19 protein-coding genes are annotated in these 25,557 nt (G+C 68.1%); 12 read left to right on the plus strand and 7 right to left on the minus strand.

Annotated elements, in window-relative coordinates; translation table 11 throughout:
• Positions 1 to 207 precede the first annotated feature (207 nt).
• From OG326_RS37575 to OG326_RS37585, 3 genes are all read left to right on the plus strand, one after another.
• Positions 208 to 1,575: an LCP family protein gene (locus OG326_RS37575; protein ID WP_327146705.1), complete on the plus strand. Its 1,368-nt coding sequence runs from the start codon at positions 208 to 210 to the stop codon at positions 1,573 to 1,575.
• On the plus strand, positions 1,563 to 2,279 hold the full coding sequence (locus OG326_RS37580) for a TIGR03089 family protein (RefSeq protein ID WP_327141858.1): 717 nt from the start codon (positions 1,563 to 1,565) through the stop codon (positions 2,277 to 2,279). The genes OG326_RS37575 and OG326_RS37580 overlap by 13 nt, the downstream gene beginning before the upstream one ends.
• Before the next feature lie 101 nt (positions 2,280 to 2,380).
• Positions 2,381 to 3,676 (plus strand): cytochrome P450, encoded by a 1,296-nt coding sequence (locus OG326_RS37585; protein ID WP_442791087.1) that lies wholly within the window; start codon positions 2,381 to 2,383, stop codon positions 3,674 to 3,676.
• A gap of 111 nt (positions 3,677 to 3,787) precedes the next feature.
• Here OG326_RS37585 and OG326_RS37590 read toward each other — a convergent pair whose 3' ends face one another.
• Positions 3,788 to 5,347, minus strand: coding sequence for a carboxylesterase/lipase family protein (locus OG326_RS37590; protein WP_442790873.1), 1,560 nt, complete (start codon positions 5,345 to 5,347; stop codon positions 3,788 to 3,790).
• 136 nt (positions 5,348 to 5,483) lie between these two features.
• On the opposite strand from OG326_RS37590, the gene OG326_RS37595 reads away from it, so the two are divergent.
• Positions 5,484 to 5,705, plus strand: a complete 222-nt coding sequence (locus tag OG326_RS37595; protein ID WP_327141860.1) for an FmdB family zinc ribbon protein — start codon at positions 5,484 to 5,486, stop codon at positions 5,703 to 5,705.
• A 25-nt stretch (positions 5,706 to 5,730) separates the two neighbouring features.
• On the opposite strand, the gene OG326_RS37600 is transcribed toward OG326_RS37595, so the two are convergent.
• Entirely contained in the window at positions 5,731 to 6,039 is a 309-nt protein-coding gene (locus OG326_RS37600) for a SelT/SelW/SelH family protein (RefSeq protein WP_327141861.1), read from the minus strand.
• 201 nt (positions 6,040 to 6,240) lie between these two features.
• Between OG326_RS37600 and OG326_RS37605 the strand changes: the two genes are divergently transcribed.
• From OG326_RS37605 to OG326_RS37620, 4 genes are read left to right on the plus strand one after another with little or no spacing between them, the layout of a single operon-like run.
• Complete coding sequence (locus OG326_RS37605; protein ID WP_327141862.1) at positions 6,241 to 9,126, plus strand: SWIM zinc finger family protein; 2,886 nt, start codon at positions 6,241 to 6,243, stop codon at positions 9,124 to 9,126.
• A complete protein-coding gene (locus OG326_RS37610) occupies positions 9,123 to 10,220 on the plus strand; it encodes an ATP-binding protein (protein WP_327141863.1) in 1,098 nt (365 codons plus the stop codon). The genes OG326_RS37605 and OG326_RS37610 overlap by 4 nt, the downstream gene beginning before the upstream one ends.
• Positions 10,220 to 12,418 (plus strand): DUF5682 family protein, encoded by a 2,199-nt coding sequence (locus tag OG326_RS37615; RefSeq protein ID WP_327141864.1) that lies wholly within the window; start codon positions 10,220 to 10,222, stop codon positions 12,416 to 12,418. The genes OG326_RS37610 and OG326_RS37615 overlap by 1 nt, the downstream gene beginning before the upstream one ends.
• Positions 12,415 to 13,608 carry a VWA domain-containing protein gene (locus OG326_RS37620; protein WP_442790874.1) on the plus strand — a complete coding sequence of 398 codons (1,194 nt, stop codon included), beginning with the start codon at positions 12,415 to 12,417 and terminating at the stop codon, positions 13,606 to 13,608. Before OG326_RS37615 ends, OG326_RS37620 begins: the two co-directional genes overlap by 4 nt.
• A gap of 286 nt (positions 13,609 to 13,894) precedes the next feature.
• Here OG326_RS37620 and OG326_RS37625 read toward each other — a convergent pair whose 3' ends face one another.
• Positions 13,895 to 14,407, minus strand: coding sequence for a hypothetical protein (locus tag OG326_RS37625; protein ID WP_327141865.1), 513 nt, complete (start codon positions 14,405 to 14,407; stop codon positions 13,895 to 13,897).
• A gap of 123 nt (positions 14,408 to 14,530) precedes the next feature.
• Here OG326_RS37625 and OG326_RS37630 point away from each other — a divergent pair, with 123 nt between their 5' ends.
• The 3 genes from OG326_RS37630 (at position 14,531) to OG326_RS37640 (ending at position 17,496) form a co-directional block, all read left to right on the plus strand.
• Positions 14,531 to 15,202 carry a helix-turn-helix domain-containing protein gene (locus tag OG326_RS37630; RefSeq protein WP_327141866.1) on the plus strand — a complete coding sequence of 224 codons (672 nt, stop codon included), beginning with the start codon at positions 14,531 to 14,533 and terminating at the stop codon, positions 15,200 to 15,202.
• Complete coding sequence (locus OG326_RS37635; RefSeq protein ID WP_327141867.1) at positions 15,199 to 16,008, plus strand: hypothetical protein; 810 nt, start codon at positions 15,199 to 15,201, stop codon at positions 16,006 to 16,008. Before OG326_RS37630 ends, OG326_RS37635 begins: the two co-directional genes overlap by 4 nt.
• A gap of 219 nt (positions 16,009 to 16,227) precedes the next feature.
• Positions 16,228 to 17,496: a serine/threonine-protein kinase gene (locus OG326_RS37640; protein WP_327141868.1), complete on the plus strand. Its 1,269-nt coding sequence runs from the start codon at positions 16,228 to 16,230 to the stop codon at positions 17,494 to 17,496.
• Positions 17,497 to 17,571: 75 nt separating this feature from the next.
• Here the strand turns inward: OG326_RS37640 and OG326_RS37645 are convergent, their stop codons facing one another.
• The 4 genes from OG326_RS37645 to OG326_RS37660 all read right to left on the minus strand — a co-directional run bounded on the left by OG326_RS37645 (position 17,572) and on the right by OG326_RS37660 (position 24,490).
• Complete coding sequence (locus OG326_RS37645) at positions 17,572 to 20,097, minus strand: ABC transporter permease (RefSeq protein ID WP_327141869.1); 2,526 nt, start codon at positions 20,095 to 20,097, stop codon at positions 17,572 to 17,574.
• A complete protein-coding gene (locus OG326_RS37650; RefSeq protein ID WP_327141870.1) occupies positions 20,097 to 20,870 on the minus strand; it encodes an ABC transporter ATP-binding protein in 774 nt (257 codons plus the stop codon). The genes OG326_RS37645 and OG326_RS37650 overlap by 1 nt, the downstream gene beginning before the upstream one ends.
• A gap of 98 nt (positions 20,871 to 20,968) precedes the next feature.
• A complete protein-coding gene (locus OG326_RS37655; protein WP_327141871.1) occupies positions 20,969 to 22,468 on the minus strand; it encodes a serine/threonine-protein kinase in 1,500 nt (499 codons plus the stop codon).
• Between the two features lie 66 nt (positions 22,469 to 22,534).
• On the minus strand, positions 22,535 to 24,490 hold the full coding sequence (locus OG326_RS37660) for a protein kinase domain-containing protein (protein ID WP_327141872.1): 1,956 nt from the start codon (positions 24,488 to 24,490) through the stop codon (positions 22,535 to 22,537).
• 206 nt (positions 24,491 to 24,696) lie between these two features.
• Here OG326_RS37660 and OG326_RS37665 point away from each other — a divergent pair, with 206 nt between their 5' ends.
• Positions 24,697 to 25,467: a deoxyribonuclease IV gene (locus tag OG326_RS37665; protein WP_327141873.1), complete on the plus strand. Its 771-nt coding sequence runs from the start codon at positions 24,697 to 24,699 to the stop codon at positions 25,465 to 25,467.
• Positions 25,468 to 25,557 lie beyond the last annotated feature (90 nt).

The following is a 25,557-nucleotide window of genomic DNA, read 5'->3' on the forward strand; positions in this document are numbered from 1 at the left end:
GGGGGTATTCCAACGACGCCGCCCCGATTGCGGGGTGTGGTCGGCCGAACACTGGAGAGGAAGCAGGGGTTGCCGGACACCACGAGAGCATCCGCACCGCTACCTTCGCGTCGCCCGGCGCGGGGGTCGTGGGCGGCGCGGCATCGCGCGAATCCGCTGCGCGCGTTCGCGGTCGCGGCGGCGGCGCTGGTGCTGGTGGTGACCGGAATGGGCTGGCACAGCGTGGATCAGCTGGTGTCGAGCATCGAGCGGATCAGCGATCTGGGCCTGGGTGGGGGCTCGGACGGCGCGGTGGACATTCTCATGGTCGGCATCGACGCCCGCACCGACGCACACGGCAATCCGCTCTCCGAGGATGAGCGAGCCATGCTGCACGCCGGTGATGAGGTGGGCCTCAATACCGACACCATCGTTTTGATTCGGGTGCCCAATAACGGTCAATCGGCAACGGCCATCTCGATTCCCCGCGATTCCTATGTGGACATTCCCGGCCTGGGCATGGGCAAGATCAATTCCGCCTTCGGCGTCACGAAATTCACCGAGCAGCAGAAGCTCGTCGACAAGGGCGTCGATCCGGCCGAGGCGGAGACCCGCTCGACCCTCGCCGGGCGGCAGGCGCTGATCAAGGCGGTCGCCAATCTGACCGGTATCACCGTCGACCATTACGCCGAGGTCGGCCTGCTCGGTTTCGTCCTGCTCACCGATGCCGTCGGCGGAGTCGATGTCTGCCTGAACAATCCGGTGTACGAGCCGATGTCCGGTGCGGACTTCCCGGCCGGACCGCAGAAACTCAATGGCCCGGAGGCCCTGAGCTTCGTGCGCCAGCGGCACGAACTGCCGCGCGGCGATCTCGACCGCATCGTGCGCCAGCAGGTGTACATGGCGCAGCTGGTGCATCAGGTGCTCAGCGCCAAGGTGCTCACCAATCCCGGCCGGCTGAAGGATCTCAGTGATGCGGTGGGCCGCACCATCGTGCTCGACGACGGCTGGGATGTGCTGTCGTTCATGCACGAGCTGCAGGACCTGTCCGCGGGGCAGGTGAAGTTCGAGACCATTCCGGTCAAGGATCTGAACGGCTGGACCGAGAACGGTGAATCGGTGGTGCGCGTCGATCCGGTCGCGGTGCAGAAGTACGTCGCCAAGACCATCGACGGCAGTCCGCCGGAGACGACGGGCGGTGTCGATCCGTCGACCGTCACCGTGGATCTCTACAACGCCAGCGGTACCGGCGGCCTGGCCGGACAGGTGGGGCAGGCGCTGGCGGGCAAGGGTTTCCGCACCGGCACGGTGGACAATTGGATCGGCGGGCCGATTCAGAGCAGCCGGGTGCTGGCGGGCAGCAGCAGTGATGCGAACGCGCGCGCGGTGGCCGGGGTGCTGGGCGGACTGCCGGTCATCAAACAGGACGGCATGGCGGAGGGGGCGGTCCGCGTGGTGCTGGCCGGTGACTACGCTGGTCCCGGTTCGGCGACCGGTAACCAGCTGGATTTCACGAGCTCCTCGACCACCATGACGCCGGTCCCGCCAGCTCCACCCATCGATGCCGGTAAGAACGGACCGAAATGCGTGAACTGACCGAGACCCTCACCGAAGCGGTACTCGACCCCATCCTCGCCCGCGATCCCGCGGGCCCGCGCATCACCTATTACGACGACGCCACCGGCGCCCGGATCGAACTCTCGGCGCTGACGCTGGCCAATTGGGCGGCCAAGACCGCCAATATGATTCGCGACGAATTCGGCCTCTCCCGCGGTTCGCGGGTGGCGGTGCTGCTACCCGCGCACTGGCAGACCGCGGCGGTCCTGCTCGGCTGCTGGTGGGCCGGTGTCGAGGTGGTGCTGCACGCGGACCCGGATGCCGAGCTGGCGCTGGTGACCGCCGATCGCATCGACGAGGCGGGCGATATTCCGGAGGTGGCCGCGCTGTCCCTGGATCCGATGGGCCTGCCGGTGCGCGAGTTGCCGATCGGCGTCACCGACTACGCGACCGCGGTGCGGGTGCACGGCGACCAGTTCCGCCCGAGCGGCATCGGCTGCGCACTGGACGGAATGTCGGTGTCGGAGGTGTTCGAACAGGCGCGGAAGTCGGCCTCCCGCCAGGGTTTCACCGCCGAGGACCGGGTGCTGTCGAGCACGTCGTGGGAAACCCCGGCCGAATTGATCGACGGCCTCGTGGCCGTATTGGCCTCGGGCGCTTCCCTGGTGCAGGTAGCCCACCCCGATCCGGCCACCCGCGAGCGCCGCATCGCCTCGGAAAAGGTGACCGCCCAGCGTTCCTGACTCCTGCCACGGTAGGAGTCCCGGCTCCCCCTTCGGGACCTTTTTCACCCCAGCGGATTTCCGTACGGTGGAGCTACCCGACAACAAGGGAGTCAGCGATGATGAGCCCGCGGTACTGGTTTCGATGGATTGTGGAGCAGGGCACGCCGCGGTACGTGATACGCGTGCAGGCCCGGCGCGGTGATCCGTTCGCGCGACTGGTCGGCAGCGCCGACGGACTACGCGATCCGTACCCGTACCTCGAGGAGCTGCGCGGGCGCGGGCGACTGGTGCGCAGTCCGATCGCCTGGGCGACCGCGGACTACGAGCTGAGCCGGGCCATTCTGCGCGACAACCGTTTCGGCATCTTCGGCGCGCAGGGCTTCGAGATGCCGTCGGCGGCGCGGCGGCGAATCGACGCGGCGCCGCTGCCGGCGAATCCGGTGCAGCCGCCGTCCATGCTGGTGCTCGATCCGCCGGAGCACACCCGCATGCGCAAATCGGTCTCCGCCGCGTTCACCCCGCGGGCGATCGGCCGGTTGCGCGATCGGGTGGAATCGGTGACCGCCGAACTGCTCGAGGCGCTGCCCGCCGACGGTTCCGCCGATCTGATCGAGAATTACGCCGCGCAGGTGCCGATCGCCATCATCGCCGAAATGCTGGGCTTCCCACGCGAATCCAGCGCGCAGTTCCTGAGCTGGGGTGATGCGGCGAGCCCGCTGCTGGACTTCGGCATCTCCTGGCGCACCTGGCGGCACGCGGCGACGGCCATGTTCGATATGGACGACTATCTGGATCGGCACCTCGCCCAGCTGCGCCGGGAGCCCGGCGACGACATCCTGAGCAGTCTGGTCACCGCGGGCGATCTCGACGACGAGGAGCTCAAGGCCACCGCGAGCCTGCTCATGGGCGCGGGCTTCGAGACCACCGTCAACCTCATCGGCAATGGCGTGGTGCAGCTGCTGGCGCATCCGGAACAACTGGCGCGGCTGCGCGCGGAACCGGAGCTGTGGCCGCAGGCGGTGGAGGAGGTGCTGCGGTTCGACGCACCGGTGCAGATCACCGCGCGCACCGCGCTGTGCGATATCGAGATCGCCGGTGTCACGCTGCGCAAGGGCAGCGTGATCGTCACCTCGCTGGCCGGCGCCAATCGTGATCCCCAGGTGTTCGAGGAGCCCGATCGCTTCGATATCACGCGCCCGAATGCCAAGGACCACTTGAGTTTCTCCAGCGGCATCCACACCTGCCTGGGCGCGAGCCTGGCCCGCATGGAAGCCACCTACGCGCTGCGCGCCCTCTTCGACCGCTTCCCGGAGATGTCCCTGGCGGGCGCGCCGGAGCGGCGGCCGCTGTTCACGTTGCACGGATACTCGCGCATGCCCGCGAATCTCGGGAAGCGGGCGACCGCAGCGGTCTGAGCCGCAGTGCTGTTCACCCGAATCCACTGCACTGCAGCGGGATTCACGCCCGTAGGTGGGATCCACTGCGGCGGTGCGGGATCCACCGCGTCAGTGGATCCCGTACCGCTCTCAGTAGAAGCCGACGACCTGGTCGCCCCAGACCGAATTGCGGTCACGGTCCGGATCGTCGACGATGCGGTCGGCATTGTCGATGACCAGCGTGTTGCGCGCGGCCGCCGTATAGGGCGGCCAGTGCTTGGACCCGTCCAGCGCCGCGGGCACCCCGTGCGCGCCGAATGCCGTCCAGCGCCGGATCATTCGGCCCGACACCTCCTGGGCGACCTTGCGCCCGCCGAGCCAGAAGGTCGGATCGTGTTCGAAGGAACCGAAATTGCCGAAGACATAGGGCAGTTCGGTGGCGTGACCGGCGCCCACCCGCGCCGCCTTCAACATCGGGGTGGCGTGGTCGAAGCGGTACACCCAGGTCGGCGAATGCGCGGAGTGCGCCTCGGCCACCCAGCGCGCGGGCATGCGGAAGGCGGCATCGGTCGACATGGTCAGCGCGCCGCGCGGGGTGCTGACGGTATAGGCGGAGGCGATCTCGGCGATCCGCTCCGGCGACAGTCCGGGATGCTCGGCGGCCACCCCGAACAGCATCGCGTTCACCGCCTCGGGCGTGACCGGCATGATCGGCGAGCGGAACAGCCGGAACATGGACGCCTCGTCCTTATTGGTACCGATGATCAACGGCACCCGGTGTGAGCGGCCCTGCTGGAAACGTTCGGACGGATAGCCGGGCAGCACATCGCCGTCCACCACCGGCACCGCGGCCAGGCGGCCCGGTTCCCTGGAGGGCACCTCGTCGAAGAGAATGCCCGCCGCGGTGACGATCTGCTCGACGGGCAGGTGCAGCAGTTCGGCCGCCCGCTCCGGCGGCAGTTCCAGCAGTTCGAGGTAGCGCCGGGCCACACCCGCCGCCCGTTCCGGACCGAAAACCGTAGTGGCGGGCGGTGATTGGGCAATGGCCCGATGGAACAGCCCGGCCGAGAGCGGTGAGGTGAGCAGCGCGGTCACGCAGCCCGCACCGGAGGATTCGCCGAAGAGGGTCACACTGCCCGGATCGCCGCCGAAGGCCGCGATATTGTCGCGCACCCACTCCAGGGCGAGGATCTGATCGCGCAGGCCCAGATTGGTGGTGAACTCCGAGCCCAGCGCGGACAGATCCAGGAAGCCGAGCGCGCCCAGCCGGTAGTTCACGCTGACCACGATCAGATCGCCGACCTCGGCCAGCCGCCGCCCGTCGTAGATGGCCTGCGCCGCGGTGCCCAGGCAGAACGCGCCGCCGTGCAGCCACACCATGACCGGGCGGGGTTCCTCGCTGGGGGTGGCCGGCGCCCACACATTGAGCCAGAGACAGTCCTCGCCCATATGCAGTCCGGAATCCACCGGTACGAAGCCCGCGCTCTGCGGCGCGATATCGCCGAATTCGAGGCAATCGCGCACCCCGTCCCAGCGTTCCGCGGGCTGCGGGGGCCGGAACCGGTTCGGACCGGCCGTGCTCGCGGCGTACGGAACACCGCGCCAGACGTCGATCGAGCCCTGCCGGCGACCACGAACGTCGCCGTATTCGGTGCGTGCGATCGGTTGGGTGCCCTCGTCCGGCAATGTGTCGAATACCTGAGTGCTCACAGGCCCACCTCCTCGTACTCCGTAAATCGAGGGTACTGGGTGCGGCGATACAGGCGGCGGTACCCGTGATCGTGCGCGGCGTCGCAGGGCCGCGCGCGACGTCGCAGGTCCGGGCCGGGTGGTCTACCCTGGGCCGGTGCCGAGCTATGCGTACCGTTGCCGCAGTTGCGGCGATACCTTCGAGATGTCGCGCCCGATGGCGCAGGCGTCGGATCCGGCCGACTGCCCGCAGGGGCATGCGGACACCGTCAAATTGCTGACCACGTTCGGAACGGTGGGCCGCGGCGGGAGTGCGCCGAGCGCGCCGGTCATGCCGTCGGGTGGCGGCGGCTGCTGTGGCGGCGGGGGCTGCTGCTGATTCGCGCCGACTCCGGCCGACTGGACTAGTCGGTCGATTCGGGCTGCGGCTTCGCCTGCTCCGCATTCTTGTCCGAGTGACCGAGCGAGCGGTCGGGGGCGACCCGGTCCCGCACGCGCTGCTTGAGCACGGGGATTTCGGGAAAACCGCCGTCCGCCTTACGATCCCAGATCTGTTCGCCGTCCACGGTGATGCGGAAGACGCCGCCCTCGCCGGGGATGAGCGCCACCTCGGAGAGGTCGGTCGCGAAGGTGGTCAGCAACTCCTGAGCCATCCAGCTCGCGCGCAGCAGCCAGCGACACTGGGTGCAGTATTCGATCGCCACACGGGACATACCCGGCACCCTACCGTGGGTCGTGCGCAGGCATCGGCGGGCGGCCATTCACCCGGGCCGAATGCAGTTTCCACACAGCGAATTCCACAGTGCTGCCGGGTTTTTCGCATTTCGCAACAGTCACGTCCCGGCAAATCACTTCCTCTCGTACTTGTCGGTGCCCTGCGATAGAAATAGGGGGAACGAACGAAGGGGGCATTGATGACCACCGCCTGGACCGCCGAGCAGATCGCGGCGCTGGCTCCGGATGCCGCATCGCTGACCGCCGCGCGCAAGCTGCGCGGCAAGTGGAGCGGTGGCGGGCAGCACGACACCGCACTGTGGGGACTGTGTCAGGGCAGCGGCAGCCGCCCGTATCAAACCGTCATCGACACCTCGGGTCCCGCATACAAATGCTCGTGCCCGAGTCGCAAATTTCCGTGCAAACACGCATTGTCGCTATTGCTTTCCTGGTCTGCTGGCGAAATCGCCGCTACCGACACCATTGCCGATTTCGCGGGCGAATGGCTGGCGGGGCGTGCCGCGCGCGAAGCGAAAAAGTCCGTACCCGAATCGAATACGCCGCGCTCCGGTACATCCGCCACGGCCGATCAGCGCCGGGCCCGCGTCACCGCCGGCCTCGCCGATCTCGATATCTGGCTGACCGATCAGGTCCGCACCGGCCTGGCCCAGGCCGATCGCTCGCTGACCGCCTTCGAAACCGTGGCGGCCCGCATGGTCGACGCCCAGGCGCCCGGCGTGGCCGCCACACTGCGCCGACTGCCCCGCGCGGCGGCCCGCTCCGAATGGCCCCAGCTGCTGCTGCGGGAATACGCCCGCCTGCACCTGCTCGCCACCGCGCACCGCCGCCTCGAAACCCTCTCCCCCGCACTGCAGGCCAGCGTCCGCACCCACATCGGCTACCCCACCCCGGTGGACGCGGTGCGCGCCGAACCGCCCGTGCGCGACCACTGGATGGTCGTAGGCCACCGCACCACCACCGAGGACGGCCTCTACACCCGCCGAGTCTGGTTGCGCGGCCGCACCTCCGCCCGCTGGGCCGTGCTCGTAGACCACCACTACGGCAGCCCCAGCTTCCCCCAGGACACTCCGCTCCCCGGCTACCAAGTCGACGCCGACCTGCACTACTACCCCGCCTCCACCCCCCTCCGCGCCCTCTGGGGCGCCCGCCACACCCACCCCGAACCCTTCACCACCATCCCGCAATCGTGCGATATCGCGGGAGCGCTGGAGGAGCAGGCGCGGGCGGTGGGGGCGGATCCGTTTGCGCGGGCGTGGCCGGTGGTGTTGGCGGAGGTGGTGCCGGTGCGGGACGAAAGTGGGTGGTATCTGGCGGAATCGGATTCGACGGCGGTGCCGATCGCAGTTGCGGACGGGGAGCCGTGGCGGCTGCTGGGATTGTCGGGTGGGCATGCGCTGACCGTGGTCGGGGAGTGGACGGCGGACGGGCTGGTGCCGGTTGCGGCGCTGCAGGACGGGGATGTGGTGGACATCGGTGTGGCGGAGGGGACCACATACGGTGTGCCGGGCGGGTCGGCGCGGTCCGATGCGGGGAGTACGGGACTGGTATCGGCCGCGCTGGTCGGGACGGCGCGGCGGGGGGTGGACCGGGCCGGGCTGGCCGGACCGGTGGCAGCGGCGGCCGCGCGGCTGACGGGTGATCCGGCGGCCGATCTACTCGAAACCGTTGCGCTGCACGACTGTTTCGCACGGGGCGGGATCAGCACCGGCTCGGTGGAATTGCCCACGGTCGCGGAGGACGATGAGCGCGCTCGATTGCCGGTGGCGGCCGGGGCGCGGCTGGCGGAACTGCTCGCCGATAATTCGCCGTTCCTGGACGAGTGGCTCGCGGTGGCCGGGGAACGGGACCTCCGGGCTCCGGACGCGCTGGCCGGCGTACTGCTCGAGCGCGCGAAAGCGCTTGCGGCCCATCGAGAACCGCTGCTGCAGCTGGCCGGTGCGCGGGGGCGCTGGCTCGCCGCGCAGCATCCGGGCTGGCGCACGCTGGTGCGCGCCGCGGTGGAGGACGAGTCGGTGTGGTCGCACGGCCGCGCCGCCGAACGGCGAATGTGGCTGGTGCAGTTGCGCCGTCGTGATCCGGCGGCCGCGCTGGCGGCGCTCACCGGTTCGTGGGGCACCGAATCCGGGCCCGGCAAATCGGAGCTGCTGGCGGTGCTCGCCGACGGACTCTCGCTCGCGGATGAGGCATTGCTCGAATCCGCGCTGGACGATCGCCGGGCCGAGGTGCGCCGCACGGCGGCGGATCTGCTGGGCCGCCTGCCCGATTCGGCCTTCGCGCAGCGCATGACCGAGCGCGCCGGCGCCTGGCTGACCTTCGGACGGCGGCTGCGGCGGCCGGAGCTCACCACTACCGGTCCGGGTGTGCTCGACGATGCCGCCCGCCGCGACGGCATCGGAGATTCCTTCGGCTACACCGCCTATTCGGCCACCGCCTATCGCGCCGACGGCGCACCCGATCTGGCCGCCGAATGGCTGCACCGGGTGGTGGCCGCCACCCCGCTGCGGCACTGGGAGCGGGTTCTCGGCCCGCCCGAACAGGCGGTGCGCACGGCCATGACCGAAACCATGCGCGGCGCCATGTTCGCGGGATGGTCCGATGCCGCACTGGCACAGCGGGATTCGTCCTGGGCGCAGGCGCTGTTCGCGGCCTTCGCCGCCCAGGAGGCGGGCGAGTCCGACAGTGAGAAACTGCGCGAACTCTTCGCCCTGCAACCGCTCGATGATCAGATCCGGCATCTGCGCCGGCTGGACAGCAGCTGGCTCGCCGAAATCGAATCCCTGCTGCGCGCCATGCCGGCGCCCTGGCCCGGCCCGCTGGCCGAACACGTGCTGCGCCTGCTGCTGGACCGCGCGCAGCTCTGCGCCGACCGCCCGGGCGCGCCCAGTCTGGTCCCGGGTTCCTATCGCACCCTGTTCCGCGCCGCCTCCTCCCACTTCCCGGTGACCGCCGCCGACATGGTGACCGGTATCGCCCGCAAATGCGGAGATCCCTACTGGGAGCAGGCCTTCGACCAACTCGCCCACGACCTCATTCACCGTAAGACAATGCTCGAGGAGCTGATGTGAGCACCATTCAGGAGCAGGACGCCCTGCTGCGCCCGCACGCCGAACAGGCCTTCGCCGACGAACTGGCCGCACTGGCCAAAACCGATGATCGCCCGCGCCCGCCCTCCTGGCAGCTCTCCCCCTGGGCCGTGGTCACCTATCTGCTGGGCGGAACCCTGTCCGACGGCACCGTGATCAGCCCCAAATACGTGGGCTCGCGCCGCCTCATGGAGGTCGCGGTCGCCACCCTCGCCACCGATCGGGCGCTGCTGCTGCTCGGGGTGCCCGGCACCGCGAAAACCTGGGTGTCCGAACACCTTGCGGCCGCCGTCTCCGGAAGGTCCACACTGCTGGTGCAGGGCACCTCCGGCACCGCGGAGGAGGCCATTCGCTACGGCTGGAACTACGCGCGCCTGCTGGCGGAGGGTCCGAGCGAGGCCGCCCTGGTGCCCTCGCCGATCATGACCGCCATGCGCGCCGGTTCCATCGCCCGGCTGGAGGAGCTCACCCGCATTCCCTCGGATGTGCAGGACGCGCTCATCACCGTGCTCTCGGAGAAGACGCTGCCGGTGCCGGAGCTGGGCACGGAAGTGCAGGCGGCCAAGGGTTTCAATGTCATCGCCACCGCCAATGACCGCGATCGCGGCGTCAACGAGCTGTCCTCCGCGCTGCGGCGGCGCTTCAATACCGTGATCCTGCCACTGCCGGCCGGGGAGGACGAGGAGGTCTCCATCGTCACCCGCCGGGTCGAACAGCTCGGTGTCGCACTGGAATTGCCCGCCGTGCCCGCCGCCGCCGAAGAGGTGCGACGCGTGGTCCGGGTCTTCCGCGAGCTGCGCTCGGGGATGACCGCCGACGGCCGCACCAAACTGAAGTCGCCGTCCGGCACGCTCTCCACGGCCGAGGCGATCTCGGTGATCACCAATGGTCTGGCCCTGGCCGCGCACTTCGGTGACGGTGTGCTGCGGCCCTCGGATATCGCGGGTGCGGTGCTGGGCGCGATCATCAAGGATCCGGTCGCCGATGCCGTGGTGTGGACCGAATACCTGGAAGCCGTGGTGCGCCAGCGTCCCGACTGGGCCGACTTCTACCGGGCCTGCCGCGAGGTGAGCTGATGACCACCGTGTCCACCACCGTGACGGCGGAGACCCGGATCTTCGGTATTCGCCACCACGGCCCCGGTTCGGCGCGCTCTCTGCGCCTGGCCCTCGAAAAGTTCTCTCCCGACGCCATTCTCATCGAAGGACCGGCGGATGCCGATCCGCTGCTCGGCTATATCGCCGCCGAGGGCATGGAACCGCCGGTGGCCCTGCTGGGCTACCAGCCGGATCAACCCGCCAAGGCCGCGCTGTGGCCCTTCGCGGTGTTCTCCCCGGAGTGGCAGGCCATGCGGTACGGCGCCGAAAACGACGTGTCCGTAGGCTTTTTCGATCTGCCCGCCGCGATGACGCTGGCCCTCGACGACGAGCCCGGTGATCGCAGCGATCCCCTGGCGGAACTCGCCGAGGCGGGCGGCTACGACGATGCCGAGCGCTGGTGGGACGCGATTGTCGAATCCTCCTCGGACGCCGATATTTTCGATGCGGTGAACGAGGGCATGACGGCCCTGCGCGAAACCGCCGCGATCGACGAGCACACGCTGCGCCGGGAGGCGCATATGCGGCAGGTCATGCGAAAGGTGCTGAAGGACGGCGCGCAGCGACTCGCCATCGTCTGCGGCGCGTGGCACGGCCCGGCCCTGTCCGGCAAGCTCGGCCCGGCCGTCGCGGATGCGCGGATCCTGAAGGGTCTGCCCAAGGGCAAGGCGACGCTGACCTGGGTGCCGTGGACGCATTCGCGCCTGTCGACGGCCTCCGGATACGGCGCGGGCATTACCTCGCCCGGCTGGTACCACCACCTGTTCACCCAGACCGAGCAGCCGATCGCGCGCTGGCTCACCAAGGTGGCGGGCATGCTGCGCCGGCACGATCTGCCGGTGTCGAGTGCGCACATCATCGAATCCGTCCGGCTGGCAGAGGCTCTCGCGACCCTGCGCGGGCGGCCCCTCGCGGGCCTGTCCGAGGTGACCGAGGCGACGCGGGCGGTGCTGTGCGATGGTGACGAGACCCTGCTGCGGCTGGTCAGCACCGAAATGGTGGTCGGCGAGGCGTTGGGCGCGGTGCCGGACGGTACGCCGACGGTACCGCTGGAGGCCGATCTGCGCGCCCAGGCGAAGACCCTGCGCCTGAAGCAGCAGGCCCTGGAGCGCACGGTGGACCTGGACCTGCGCACCGAGAACGGGATGGCGAAATCCCGGCTGCTGCACCGGCTCCGGCTGCTCGGCATCGATTGGGGCCGGCTCACCGACAGCGAGGTGCGCAATACCGGCACCTTCCGCGAGACCTGGACCCTGCGATGGCGGCCGGAGCTGGCCATCGCGGTGGTGGAGGCGGCGCGCTGGGGCACCACCCTGCGCATTGCCGCCGAGGCCAAGATCCTCGATGCGGTCGCCGCACCGGATGCCACCGTGGGCACGGTCTCAGCGGCGCTGGAATCGGCGCTGCTGGCCGACCTCGGCGGGGCCACCGAGGGCCTGATCACCCGCCTGGAATCGGTTGCGGCACTGGACCACGACGCCACCCATCTGCTGGCCGCGCTACCGGGCCTGCTGCGCACCCTGCGCTACGGCGATGTGCGCGGCACCGATACCGACGCCCTCACCCGGGTGGCCGACGGCCTGCTGGTGCGCGTCTGCGCCGGTCTGCCCGGCGCCGTCACCGGGCTGGACGGTGATGCCGCCGCCGAACTGCGCGCCCTCATCGATGCGGTGCACCTGGCGCTCTCCGCGCGGGAGAGCGAATGGGCCACCAGCACGTGGCTTTCCGCCCTGCGCGCCCTCGCCGATCGCGACGATGTCAACGGCGCCCTGGTGGGCCGCGCGGTCCGGCTGCTCTGCGACGCCGAACTCATCGACGCCGACGAATCGGCCCGCCGACTCTCGGCCGCACTCTCGGTGGGCCACAGCGCAATCGACAAGGCGTCCTGGATCGACGGCTTCCTGGGCGGCCGCGGCCTCCTGCTCGTCCACGACCGAAATATGCTGAGCCTCATCGACACCTGGCTCTGCGAACTCGACGAAGACCAGTTCGTCGCCACCCTCCCCCTCCTCCGCCGCACCTTCGGCGCCTTCGACACCGGCGAACGCCAAGCCATCGGCCAGGCCGTCCGCCACGGCGCCCCCACCACCTCGAGCACCACCAGCACCGAATACAACACCGCCCGCGGCGAACTTGCACTTCGCGCCGCCGCCGAAATCCTCGGAGTAGCAGGATGACCGAACCCGTGCGACTCGACACCGAACCGATGACCGATGAAATGCAGTCGCGGCGTTGGCGATTGGTGCTGGGCGGTGCTGCCGAGGCCGGGTTGGGCGGGCTCGGGGGCGCCGAGGATGTGGCCATGGATCGGGCGCTGGGGGCGCTCTATGACGCTGATGCCCGGGGTGGGGCGAGCGGGCGGCGCAGTGGCGGGCTCGGCGGGTCCGCGCCGCAGGTGGCGCGGTGGCTGGGTGATATTCGGCGGTATTTCCCCTCGACCGTGGTGGAGGTGATGCAGCGGGATGCGGTGGATCGGCTGAATCTGACCGAATTGCTGTTGGAGCCCGAGCTTTTGGAGGCGGTGGAGCCGGATGTGCATCTGGTGGGCACGCTGCTGAGCCTGAATCGGGTGATGCCCGAGACCACCAAGGCCACCGCGCGCATGGTGGTGGGGAAGGTGGTGCGCGAGATCGAGCGGCGGCTGGCGGCACAGACCATCGCGGCGGTCGGCGGCGCGCTGAATCGGGCGGCCCGGGTATCGCGGCCCAAACTGCGGGATATCGACTGGGACCGCACCATTCGCAAGAATCTGGCCAACTATCTGCCCGAACACCGCACGGTGGTCCCGGAACGCCTGGTCGGCTACGGCCGCAAGGCGCAGGCGGTGCGCCGCGATGTGGTGCTGGCCATCGACCAATCCGGATCCATGGCCTCGAGCGTGGTGTACGCCTCGGTCTTCGGCGCGGTGCTGGCCTCCATGCGCTCGCTGAAGACCTCGCTGGTGGTGTTCGACACCGCTGTCGTGGATCTCACCGACAAGCTGGCCGATCCGGTGGACGTCCTGTTCGGCACCCAGCTCGGCGGCGGCACCGATATCAATCGCGCCATCGCCTACTCGCAATCGCTCATCACCCGCCCCGAGGCCAGCCTCTTCGTCCTGATCTCCGACCTCTACGAGGGCGGCGTCCGCGCCGAAATGCTCCGCCGCATCCGCAGCATGAAGGAGTCCGGCGTCCAGGTCGTAGTCCTACTGGCCCTCTCCGACGAGGGCGCCCCCGCCTACGACCACGACAACGCCGCCGCCCTCACCGCCCTCGGCGTCCCCGCCTTCGCCTGCACCCCCGACCGCTTCCCCGACCTACTGGCCGTAGCCCTCGACCGCGGCGACGTCCAAGCCTGGGCCAACCTCAATGCGGGCAAGCCATAGACCCGAAGACCGAAATCCCCAAAGTTCGCGACCTGCCAGTTCTGGACTGCGGCTCACCAGCCGCACAAACCGGTTGGCGGCTCCCGAGGCGTGAATCGAAATGGCTAGCGCGACAACTGTTTCCCACGAAACTACCGGTCACTCCTTGGCGAGACGTTCGACCAGCTTGTCCAAGGAGGTTATATAAGTCCAGTTGTCGTCTGTACGTTCGTCGGAACCAAGTTCTACGACGACATCAGTGGAACGGAATTCGATTCACTCCGATTCAGCTGAAGGGTCTGGCTGTCTAAACCCGGACACCCACCCGTTGGCTCAGTTCACGTACGCCGGTGCGCATGCCGGTCGGTTGCTTTTTCAACAAGCCCCGGAGCATGTCGCGGGCGAATCCGTTGTATCGGATCGTCTCGGGCGCAGTCTGTTCGGACTTCACGAGCATGGTGCGTGCGGCGGTGTTTTCGTCGCGCTGGGTGTGGGCGCGGGCAACTTCGATGAGGTGACGGCTGCGGCGTGGCACGGACACGATGTGGTCGGCGTCGATGGAGCGGACCGCGCGCAACGCCTCACCGGGCTGGCGCAGTTCCACTCCGAGAGTCGTTGCGTGTGCGGCCATTACCGGTTGAGAGAAGCTGGTGTGCACGTGCCGATACGTCGGGCCGGCGAGGGTACGGCGCGCGGAGCGGCGGTCTTCGGCAATGCGGGCCGCGATCTGAGCGTCGCGGATCAGGCCGGGCAGCAACGCGCCCAGTTGCGATCGATGGTCGGGGCTGGAGTGGCGGATACGTCCCTGACGGACCAGCATACGAACCGGGCGGACCGGTGGACGAGCAGGATATTACGATCCGCGGTGGGCTGCGGATTGCATTTCGTGTCGACGATGCCAATGCACTTTACAGATTAGGTCCGAAATGGGACATTATCTGTCATGACCGAAAGTGACTTCGTAGGCCTCGAAGTAGCGGCGGCACTGCTAGGTATTTCAATTCGGCATGTCCGTCGCCTCGTGAATTCTGGAAGCCTGACCCAAGTCGCCCGCGGAGTGCTCGAGCGAGACTCGGTGGATCGCTACCTGAGTTCGCAGCGCCAAGGTCGAACTCGCTCGTGGGCGGAGCATACGGCATGGGGGGCGATCGCAGTCCTCTCCGGCGAAGAGGCTGACTGGCTCGGCCCTACCCAGACCTCGCGTATCCGACGTACGCTCCGGGAACTAGCAGACCCGGGTGAGCTGGTTTCGCGGGTCCGCGACCGTGCGCACGTGCAAACATTCGCGGCTCACCGTGCCGCGTTGCCCCGGCTTCGTGCAATCATCCTGCGCCCCAATATGAATGCCCTCGGCGTCGTCGACAGCGCAGAAAACCAAATCGACGGCTACATCGCCGCATCAGATCTCGACAACGCGGTTCGGACTCTCGGTCTCCGCACCACGTCCTCCGGTGACATCACCCTGCGTGTTACCGGCTTCGACTTCGACCAAGTCCGCAAGATCGTTTCCACGAGCGCCGTCGTCGCGGCGCTCGACGCCGCGACCGTAATCGATCCCCGCATTCGGGGGGTTGGACAGCGTGCTCTCGCTGAGATGCTGGCGGCATACCGATGAGCGATCAACCACAGCGACCGACGATCAACATCGTTTCCTTACCCGGCGGCTGGCCAACACCGTGGCCCAATGTTGCTGAACTGGCCACCGCACTACCGCGTGACAACTGGACTCTGGTCGGCGGGCTCATGACCCAGCTGCACACAATCCACTACGGAATCGGCGTCGTTCGCCCGACTAACGACGTGGATATCGTGCTGCACATCGAGATCCAGCGTGGAATTCCAGCCGCCGCGGCGACCGCCCTCGAAAGCCTCGGGTATCGACTACAGCCGTCTATCGACCCACGCAACAACACAGCGCACCGTTTCGTTCGCGGAACGACAAAGGTCGACCTCGTCGCTGGCGTCCCGACCGAGGATCACGTCGATGTCTTGATCTCCGATCATCCGGCACCCAGGGTTGTCGAACGACTCCGCGGCCGCGAAATGGTCCGCATCGAAGGTGGCACCCAAGCGCTACGCCGAACCATCAACGCACGCATCGAGATAGAAGCGGGGGTAGTCGCAGAGATCTCCGTGCCGCGCCCATTCGGTGCCGTGATTCTCAAGACAGCGGCTTACACGACGGATTCCCGAGATCGGGACCGGCACCTTTACGACGCCGCCGCACTGCTGGCGTGCATCGAGGATCCGTTCGCGGAACGCGCAGACTTCACGGGCTCCGACCGGCGTCGAATCTCCATGCTGGCCACCCAACTCGTACCCGAACATTCCGCGTGGCGCGCGCTGTCGCGCCAACACCGGACTCAGGGTGAGACCGCCTTGGAGATCTTGGCCCACGCGGACCAGACACCGGGGCCTTGATCGAATCCGGACACCCACATCGGGCGATCCAGTGGCCCGGCCGAGCACCATGCCATCCGCAGACCGCATCCCGAACGACAAGGGCCTCACCCGTTTGTCTGTGGAGCGGAAGACGGAAGAACCGGGTAACAGGGCCGCGAACCCGCCGGAGCGAAGCGGAGGCCAAATAAACAGAGCTAAGCTACCTGCGGATCTGACTCGTGGAACGGGGGCCGTACTTTGCGCACCGGTGATGTATTCGCGGGGTTCGTCGTCGAACGCGAGCTCGGCCGCGGCGGTATGGGGTCGGTGTATCTGGCCCGGCATCCCCGCCTGCCGCGCAAGACCGCGCTGAAGCTGCTGAATCAGGAGATGTTCAGCGATACCGAGATCCGCGCCCGGTTCATCCGGGAGGCGGATCTGGTGGCGCAGCTCGATCATCCGAATATTGTCACGGTCTACGACCGCGGCACCGAGGACGAGCAGCTGTGGATCTCCATGCAGTACGTGGACGGTGTGAACGCCTCCACCGTCAAGGCGGGCACGCTGCCACCGCTGCGCGCCGCGCAGATCATCTCCGAAACCGCTAAGGCCCTGGACTACGCGCACGGTCGCGGCGTCCTGCACCGGGATGTGAAACCGGCGAATATCCTGCTGGCCCGGTCCTCGAGCAAGGCCGGGGGCGGCGAGCGGGTCTATCTCACCGATTTCGGCATTGCCCGGCTGCGGGACGACACCGGCCATCTGACCCAGACCGGCACGGTGACCGCCACCCTGGCCTACGCCTCCCCCGAGCAGCTGACCGGCTCGGTCATCGACGGCCGCTCCGATCAGTACGCGCTGGCCTGCACGCTGTTCCAATTGCTCACCGGCGTGGTCCCTTTCGAGGGCGCCAGCCCCGCCGCGGTGATTCGCGGCCACCTGCAGCTGCCGCCGCCGCCGGCGACCCCACTGCGCACGGAGCTCCCCCGGACCATCGACCCGGTGCTCGCGCGGGCGCTGGCCAAGCGCCCGCAGGACCGGTACCGCTCCTGCGCCGAATTCGCCGCCGCCGTCGAGCAGGCCCTGCGACCGGCCGTGCCGCCGCGCCCGCCGACCCCGGCGCATCCGCAGCCGATTGTCGTCGCGCCCAGACAGCCCACCCCGGCCCGCCCGCAGCCGGTGATTCCGACTCCGGCCACCCCGCGCCCGCAGGTCGGGCCGGTCTCCGGAGCGGCCTACCAGAACCCGCTCTCGGGTCCTGCGTACCAGAATCCGGTGCAGAACTCCGGACCGGCGTATCAGAATCAGGCGCCCGCCTATCAGAATCCGGCCCCGGTCTACCAGAATCCGTCCAGCGGCCCGGCCTATGCCAATCAGTCGACGGGTTATTCGTCCGGCCCCGCCCAGCAGCCGACATACTCTGCGCCCGAGAGCAGTTCGTTCCCGGTCGGCTGGATGATCGCGGGCGTCACCGCGATTCTGCTCATCGTCATCGTCGTGGTCGTCACGATCCTGTACTACCGCTGACCTTCCCCGACAACAGGATTCGGCCGGTCACCTCGAGGTGACCGGCCGAATCCTGTGCTACCCAGTGGCTTCCGCCTACATATCGGCGATGGCCGCCAGCGGTGGCGTCCGTGCCGCACGAATGGCGGGCCACAGCGCCGCGAGCACGCCGACCACGGCCGAGCTGACCATCATGATCACGATCTGCCCCCACGGCACCGCGATCTGCTGCAGGCCGAGATCCCTTAGCGTGCGCAGGAATCCGGCGCCGAGCCCCAGCCCGAGCACCACGCCGATCACCGCACCGAAGATCGCGATCAGCATCGACTCCAGATAGATGGTGCGCCGCACCTGTGGTCGCTGCATGCCGACGGCACGCAGCATGCCGATCTCCCGGCGGCGTTCCACCACCGACAGCGCCAGCGTATTGACGATGCCGAGAATCGCGATCACCACCGCCAGCGCCAGCAGCCCGTACAGGATGGCCAGCATGGTGTTGATCTGCTTGCCCTGCGCACCCTTGAAATCATTGCGGTCCTGCACCTGAACCACGGCCCACTGATCGACGGCCTTCTCCAGGTTGGTGCGCATGACCGACAGGTCCGCCCCCGGCTGCGCGGTGATCAGCACAATGAAGTTGGTGCGGAAGCTGACCGGCATGACCTGGTCGTACAGCGCCATCGGCGCCACCATCGTGCCGAGCAGCTGGGTGTCCTTGTAGATGCCCTCGACGACAACCTGGTACTTCTTATTGTCGAGACTGGTCACATCGACGGTCTGGCCGGCATGCCAATTATGGTCGCCCGCTTCGGTTTCCGACACCATGATGCCGTTGTCGCCCAGCTGGTCGGTGCCCTGCTTCAGGTCGTAGCCGAGCACCTTGTTCAGGGGCCCCTCGGGCACGGTGCCGAGCAGCTGATCACTGCCGACCTTGAGCGCCACACCGTGGAACTGCACCACATCCTGCACGCCCGGAATGGCTTGCACCGCTGGCCCGGCCGCCAGCGGAACGCCGACCAGACTGTTGGCCGGTCCCTGCAGAATGAAGTCGGCCTTGACGCCCTTGTCCACCAGATCACTGATGCTGGCCTTGGACGAGGAGCCGAGCATGCCGATGGCGGTCACCAGCATGAGCCCCAGGGTGAGCGCGAAGGCGGTGGCCGCGGTGCGGCGCGGATTGCGCAGCGCATTGTTGCGCGCCATCACACCGACCGGACCGAAGGGCCGCACCAGCACCGCGAGCACCCGCACCACCGGCTGCGAGAGCGCCGGGGAGGCCAGCAGCACCGCGAAAATCAGTGCCAGCGCGCCGATTCCGACGGTGAGGGCGGCATTGCCACCGGCATTGCGCGATCCGAGATAGACCAGGATCGCACCGGCCACGCCCAGCACCGCACCGCTGATGGCGCGCACCCGGCTGGACTCGGTTCCCGAACCGAGTTCGGCGCGCATGGCCTCGACCGGCGGAATGGTCGCCGCGCGGCGGGCGGGCGCGTAGGCGCTGAACACGGTCACCAGCGTGCCGACGCCGAGCGCCACCAGGACGGTGCGCGGCTGCAGTGACATCGTTCCGGTCGGCAGGCCCAGGTTGAAGGCATTGAGCAGCGCCGAGAGCCCGAGGGCCAGCCCGACTCCGGCCGCGAGTCCCAGTGCGCTGCCGAGCAATCCGATGATGAGCGCCTCACCGACCACGGAGCGGCCCACCTGCTGCCGGCTCGCACCGATCGCCCGCAGCAGCGCCAGTTCCCGCAGGCGCTGCGCGACGAGCATGGAGAAGGTGTTGTAGATGATGAAGGTGCCGACGATCAGCGCGATGGCGCCGAAGGCGAGCAGGAAGTAATTGATGAACTTGAGCGCATCGCCGATCTGCTTCTTCATATCGGCGCGGACCTGATCGCCGTCCTGCACCTTGTAATCGGGGAAGACCTTGGCGATCTGATCGCGCAGCGCATCCGGCTGCACACCGGGTTTGGCGGCGATATCGACGAAGGCGACATGCTCACCGTCGGTGAACAATTGCTTGGCCTGCGCATCGTCGAAATACAGATTGATGAATCCGCCGGTATTGCCCGGCAGGTCGTAGATGCCCGACACCGTGACGTCGATATTGCCCTTGGACGGGACCAGCACCTTGGTCTGATCACCCACGTGCAGCCCCGCGAGATCGGCGCCGCCCCGGTTGATGGAGATCTCGCCGTCCTTGGTGGGCGGTCCACCGGCGCTGTACTTATCGGGCGCGGCGACGGACTTGTCCGGCGGCAGGTACGAGGTGCCGGAAGTCGGTGCGCCGCCGGTCTGTACGGCCTTACCGTCCTTGAGCAGCACCACCGGCCCGTTCACGCCGGGAGCGACCGCGCGCACATCGTTCATGCCCGCGATCTTGTCGACCGTCTCGTTCGGAATGCCCAGGGACTGCCGCTCTTTCGGGCTTACCCGGACATCGACGCCCTTGGCCTGATTGGCGAAGATATCGTCGAAGGTGTGCTGCAGGCTGTCGGTGAAGACGAAAGACCCTGCGATGAAGGCAGTTCCGAGCACCACCGACAGCAGGGTGAGCATCAGCCGCACCTTGTGCGCGGCGAGGTTGCGCAAGGCAACCTTGCGCATGGGACTTCCGGCCATCAGTTGGTCTCCAGCGACTTCATCTTGTCGAGCACGGAATCGGCGGTGGGCGAACGCAATTCGTCGACCAGGCGACCGTCGGCCAGGAAGACCACGCGATCGGCATAGGACGCGGCGCGCGGATCGTGCGTCACGATCACCACGGTCTGCCCGAATTCGTCGACGGCCGCACGCAGAATCGACAGCACCTCACCGGAAGATCTGGAGTCCAGGTTGCCGGTCGGCTCGTCACCGAAGATGATGTCCGGCTTGCCCGCCAGCGCCCGCGCGCACGCGACGCGCTGCTGCTGGCCGCCGGAGAGCTCACTGGGCCGGTGCGTGAGGCGATCGTTGAGGCCGAGCCGCTTGAGCACGGTCGAGAGCCACTCCTCATCGGCCTTGCGGCCCGCGATATCGAGCGGCAGCGTGATGTTCTCCAGCGCCGTGAGCGTCGGCACGAGATTGAAGGCCTGGAAGACGAATCCGATCCGGTCGCGGCGCAGCTGGGTCATGCCCTTGTCGGACAGCTCGGTGAGATTGGTATCGCCGATGTGCACCGCGCCCGCGGTGGCCTCGTCCAAACCGGCGAGGCAGTGCATGAGGGTGGACTTGCCGGAGCCCGACGGCCCCATGATGGCGGTGAACTCCCCCCGCGCAAACTCGGCCGTCACCCCGTCTAGAGCTCGGACCTGGGTGTCGCCCGAGCCGTAGATCTTCACCAGATCGGTCGCGCGGGCGGCGACCGTGTCAGCGCCCGCGTCGAGGCCGACGGTATCGGAGACATTCGAAGTCATGACGTCCAGTGTGTCGAGGTTCCTCGCCGGACGCCATCCGGGATCGCCCGGAGAGCCGCACCCTCATGGATTCCTTAGATCATCCTGAGGGCTGATGATCACCGCATAGGGGCGACCTCACCGGTGGGCACCGGTGCGGAAGTGGTCGGATCCTCCGTCGGGTCATAGGTCTGCTCATCGGTCACGCCGGGCGAGGGCAGGTGGGTGGTGATCACCGCGGGCGGCGCCGAGGGCATCTGCCGATTGGCGTAGGCGATGCAGCCGGCGACCGCGACCACCGGGACCACCACGAGCAAGACCAGACCCAGCAAGCAGCCGCGAAGCTTCGACCTGCGCTTACGCGGTTTGGCCGGCGGCTTACCGCTGAACACCGTGCGCGCTCCCGGCGGCTTCCCGCCGCGCACCGGCCCACCCGGCGCGGTCAGCCCCCGGGTGGGCGTCACCGACGCACCGCTCGGAAGCTGCCTGGCCGCAGGCTGACCCGTGAACGGCGCGGACATGGCCGCCGTCCGAGGCGGCGTCATCCCTCCGGCGTACGGGATCTGCCCGCCCACCGCCGGACCGTAGTGGAGCGCGGGGTTCACCGTGTGTGAGCCCGATCCGTGCCGAGGCGCGAATTGCCTTGCCGGCGAGCCGGGTACCTCCCCGGCCTGGGGCGCTCCCGACCAGCCCTGACCAGCCGGTGACTGGGTCGCGAATTGGCCGCGGCCCGATCCGTTTCCGGCGGGAGTTGCATTCGGCGGGAGTTGACGGGTCGGCGCGTAACCGGCCGGAGTGGTGAGCGCCTGCTGCGCCGCGACCGCGAAGGCGGTGCACGAAGGGAAGCGATCCGCGGGTTCCTTGGCCATGGCGCGGGCCATGACCGCGTCCAGGGCCTGGGGCAGCCCCGGGCGCAGCACGCTGACCAGGGGCGGCGGCTGGTTGAGGTGACCCTGCATGATCGCGACCGGATGTTCTGCGGCGAACGGAATATCACCCGTGAGCAGGCGAAACAGGGTGCAGGCCAGGGAGTACTGGTCGCAGCGGTGATCGAGCGGTTTGCCGATCAGCTGTTCCGGGGCTGCATAGGCGAGCGTGGCCGTGAAGGAACCGGTCTGGGTGAGCCTGGTGGAATCCTCGCGCAGGCGGGCAATGCCGAAGTCCGCCAGGAAGACCCGCTCCTCGCCCTCATCGCGTTCGAGCAGGATATTGGCGGGCTTCACATCCCGGTGCAGCACACCCTTGCGATGCGCGAAATCCAGCGCCTTGGCGGTATCGGCGATGATCCGGATCGCCTGCCGCGGCGGCAATTCCGCCGAATTCAGGGTGGAGGCGTCCACACCGTCGATATAGCGCATGGAGATCCACAGCCGGTCGCCCTCGACGCCGCGATCGTAGATCGGCACGATGTGCGGATGCTCGAGCCGCGTGATCAGATCGGCCTCCCGCTCGAAGCGGGCCCGAATCTCATTGTCGCCGAACAGTTCCCGATTGAGCAGCTTGAGTGCGGTCCGCCGCGGCAGCCGCGGATGCTGGGCCAGGTACACCGACCCCATCCCGCCACGACCGAGCTCACGTTCGATCAGGTAACCCGCGAACGTCTCTCCGCTGCGCAGCACCGAGTCCCTTTCCGCCGATTACCCGGACCGGACCCTAACGCGCGCGCGGCGGACCCGACAAGCCCGTCAGTTCAAAGGTGCGGAGCGCCACCAGGTCAGTAGGGCGTCCATGCTGCCCGCGACGCCGTCGGTGTACATGAGGTACTGGGTGCGGTTGTTGTCGCCGGTGAAGACGGTGACCATGCGCGGCCGGGAACCGGTGAACTCGTAGTTGGTGTAGGTCTTGCCGCCGCTGGCATCGCTGGACGTCTTGTCCGGCTTCAGGCCGCTGACCACCGATTTCACCTTGTCCGCCGACGAGTAGGCGTAGATCCGATAGAACGGATCGTCATTGTTGCCGCCGCCGAAGCAACGCCACTGCGCCGCCCAATCACCGAAATCGGGTTCGCCGTCGGACTTGTCCGGCGGACTCTTCGGATCGGCCACCCAACAGCTCGCGCCGTTGTAGCCGGTATCACCGGTGGCGGTGGCCGGGACCAGATGCGAGAACTGGGCGCTGATCCCGGCCACATCGGCCGGTGTACCGGACGAGCTCCCGGAGGAGGCGGGGGCGGCGGAGGTGGACGCGTGGGCCGGGGTGGACGCGTACGCGGAAGTTGTCGGCGCCTTCGCGGTGGTGGTCGTGCCACCGGCCTTATTGCTGCCGCCGCTGAGCGCGACCAGCACCACGACGGCCGCGATGGCGAGCACTACAACGCCGATGATCGCGCCGATGATCAGTCCGGTATTGGACTTCTTCGGCGGCTGCGCGTGGGGCGGGCCCATCGGAGGGCGCATATTCGGCGGCGGCCCCGCCGGATTGGCATGGTTGCCGGACTGATTCGCGTAGTTACCGGACTGATTCGCGTAATTGCCCGACTGATTCGTGTAGTTGTACGTCGGCGGGCCGGTGTACTGATTCGTCGGCCGGGCGCCGGAGTTATACAGCTGCTGCGGCGGCGGTGTGGCCGTATTCACCTGTGCCGAATACTGATTCGGCGTCACCGTCGGCGCCGAACCCGAGATGTTCGGCCGCGGCCCGCCCGTCTGCATCGACCCGCCTGCGGGCTGCATATGCCCGCCGGAGGTCTGCGTCGGCGCGCCGTTCATGAACCCACCGGCCGGCTGCGCGATCGTCGGGCTCGCACCCATGACCGGCTGCGGCGGCGCGGTACGCGGATTCACCAGCGGCATGGCCGGAGCGCTGGGCGCGGTCAGCGCGCGCCGGGCGGCGGCGGCGAAATCGGCGCAGCTGGGGAAGCGGTCCTCCGGGCGCTTGGCCATGGCCTTGGCCATCACCAGATCCAGCGAATGCGGCAGACCGGGCCGCAGCCCGCTCAGCGGCGGCGGCGGTTGCTGCAAATGCCCCTGGATGACGGCGGCCGGATTGGTCGCCGAGAACGGACCGGACCCGGTCAGCAGCCAGAACAGGGTGCAGGCTAGCGAATACTGGTCGGAGCTGCCGTCCAGCGGGGAACCGGTGAGCTGTTCCGGGGAGGCGTAGGCCAGGGTCGCGGTGAAGGTGCCGGTCTGGGTGAGGTTCTGGCCGTGGTCGTCGCGCAGGCGCGCGATGCCGAAGTCGGTGAGATAGACCCGCTCGCCCTTGCCGCCGGTGGATCGCGCCAGCAGAATGTTCGCCGGCTTCACATCGCGGTGCAGCACCTCGTTGCGGTGCGCGTAGTCCAGCGCGTCCCCGGTCTCGGCGACGATCTGCACGGCCCGCTCCGGCGGCAGCGTCTGCGGAGTCACCCCGGAGGCGTCCACGCCGTCGACGTACTGCATGGAGATCCACAGCTGACCGTCTTCGAGCCCGCGGTCGTAGACGGTGACGATATTGTGGTGATCGAGCTGGGCGACCAGATCGGCCTCGCGCTCGAAACGCGCGCGAACCTCCTTGTCGAACACCATCTCCCGGTTCAGCAGCTTGAGCGCCGTCAGCCGGGGCAGGCGGGGATGCTTGGCCAGATATACCGAGCCCATTCCCCCGCGGCCCAGTTGCCGCTCGATAATGTAGCCCGCGAAGACATCCCCGTTGGACAGCATGATCCGCTCCCACTTCCTACCTCGCGCGCCGGGACCCACCAGCGCGTGACGTACCGCAATCGATCGGCGTGATCGTGCTCGGGCCGATCCGGAAATCACCGAAACCATAGCGCAATCGAGTTCTACAGAACTATCTCCGCGGCGCGCGGAAGCGCAACAGAGGTGAGCACAATCTCTTGTCGGGGGGCGGCGATACGCTGGCTGCCATGCGCATAGGAGCACACGTCCGGCTCGACAGCGATCCCATCGGTTTCGCGGAGAAGCTGGGCGCCGACGTCATCCAGATGTTCGTGGTCGATCCGCAGAGTTGGGACAAACCCCAGCCGCATCCCCGGGCCGAGGAGATCAAGGCCAGCCCCATCGATCTGGTGGTGCACTCCTCGTACCAGATCAATGTGGCCAGCCTGAACAACCGGCTGCGCATGCCCTCGCGCACTGCGGTGGCACAGCAGGCGAAGGCCGCGGCCGAGCTGGGCGCGTTCGGGCTGGTGGTGCACGGCGGGCATGTCCGCTCCGATGCGGAGACCATCGACGGAATCCTCAACTGGCGCAAGCTCTTCGAGCGCCAGCAGGACAAGGGCGGCTTCGCGGTGCCGATTCTGATCGAGAACACCGCGGGCGGAAACCACGCCATGGCACGGCATTTCGACGATATCGGGCGGCTGTGGGAGGCCGTCGGCGATTTCGGGGCCGGTTTCTGCCTGGACACCTGCCACGCCTGGGCGGGCGGTGAGGAACTGCTCGGCATTGTCGATCGCATCAAGGCCATTACCGGGCGCATCGATCTGGTGCATCTGAACTCCTCCCGCGACACCTTCGATTCGGGCGCGGACCGGCATGCGAATCTGGCCGACGGCACCATCGATCCGCAATTGCTGGTCGAGGTGTGCAAGGCGGTGGATGCGCCGATCATTCTGGAGACCCCCGCCGACGGGGTGGCCGAAGACCTGGCGTACCTGCGCGAGCAGGTCGGTTAGCCGAGCGCGGCGGCCGGATCCGGCATACCGCTGCGGTTAGGCGGGGTAACGGCTTTCGATCCGGCTGCGCGTAAACCTGTTTCGGCGACG

The sequence above is a fragment of the Nocardia sp. NBC_01327 genome, from assembly GCF_035958815.1.
Taxonomy (GTDB): Bacteria; Actinomycetota; Actinomycetes; order Mycobacteriales; family Mycobacteriaceae; genus Nocardia.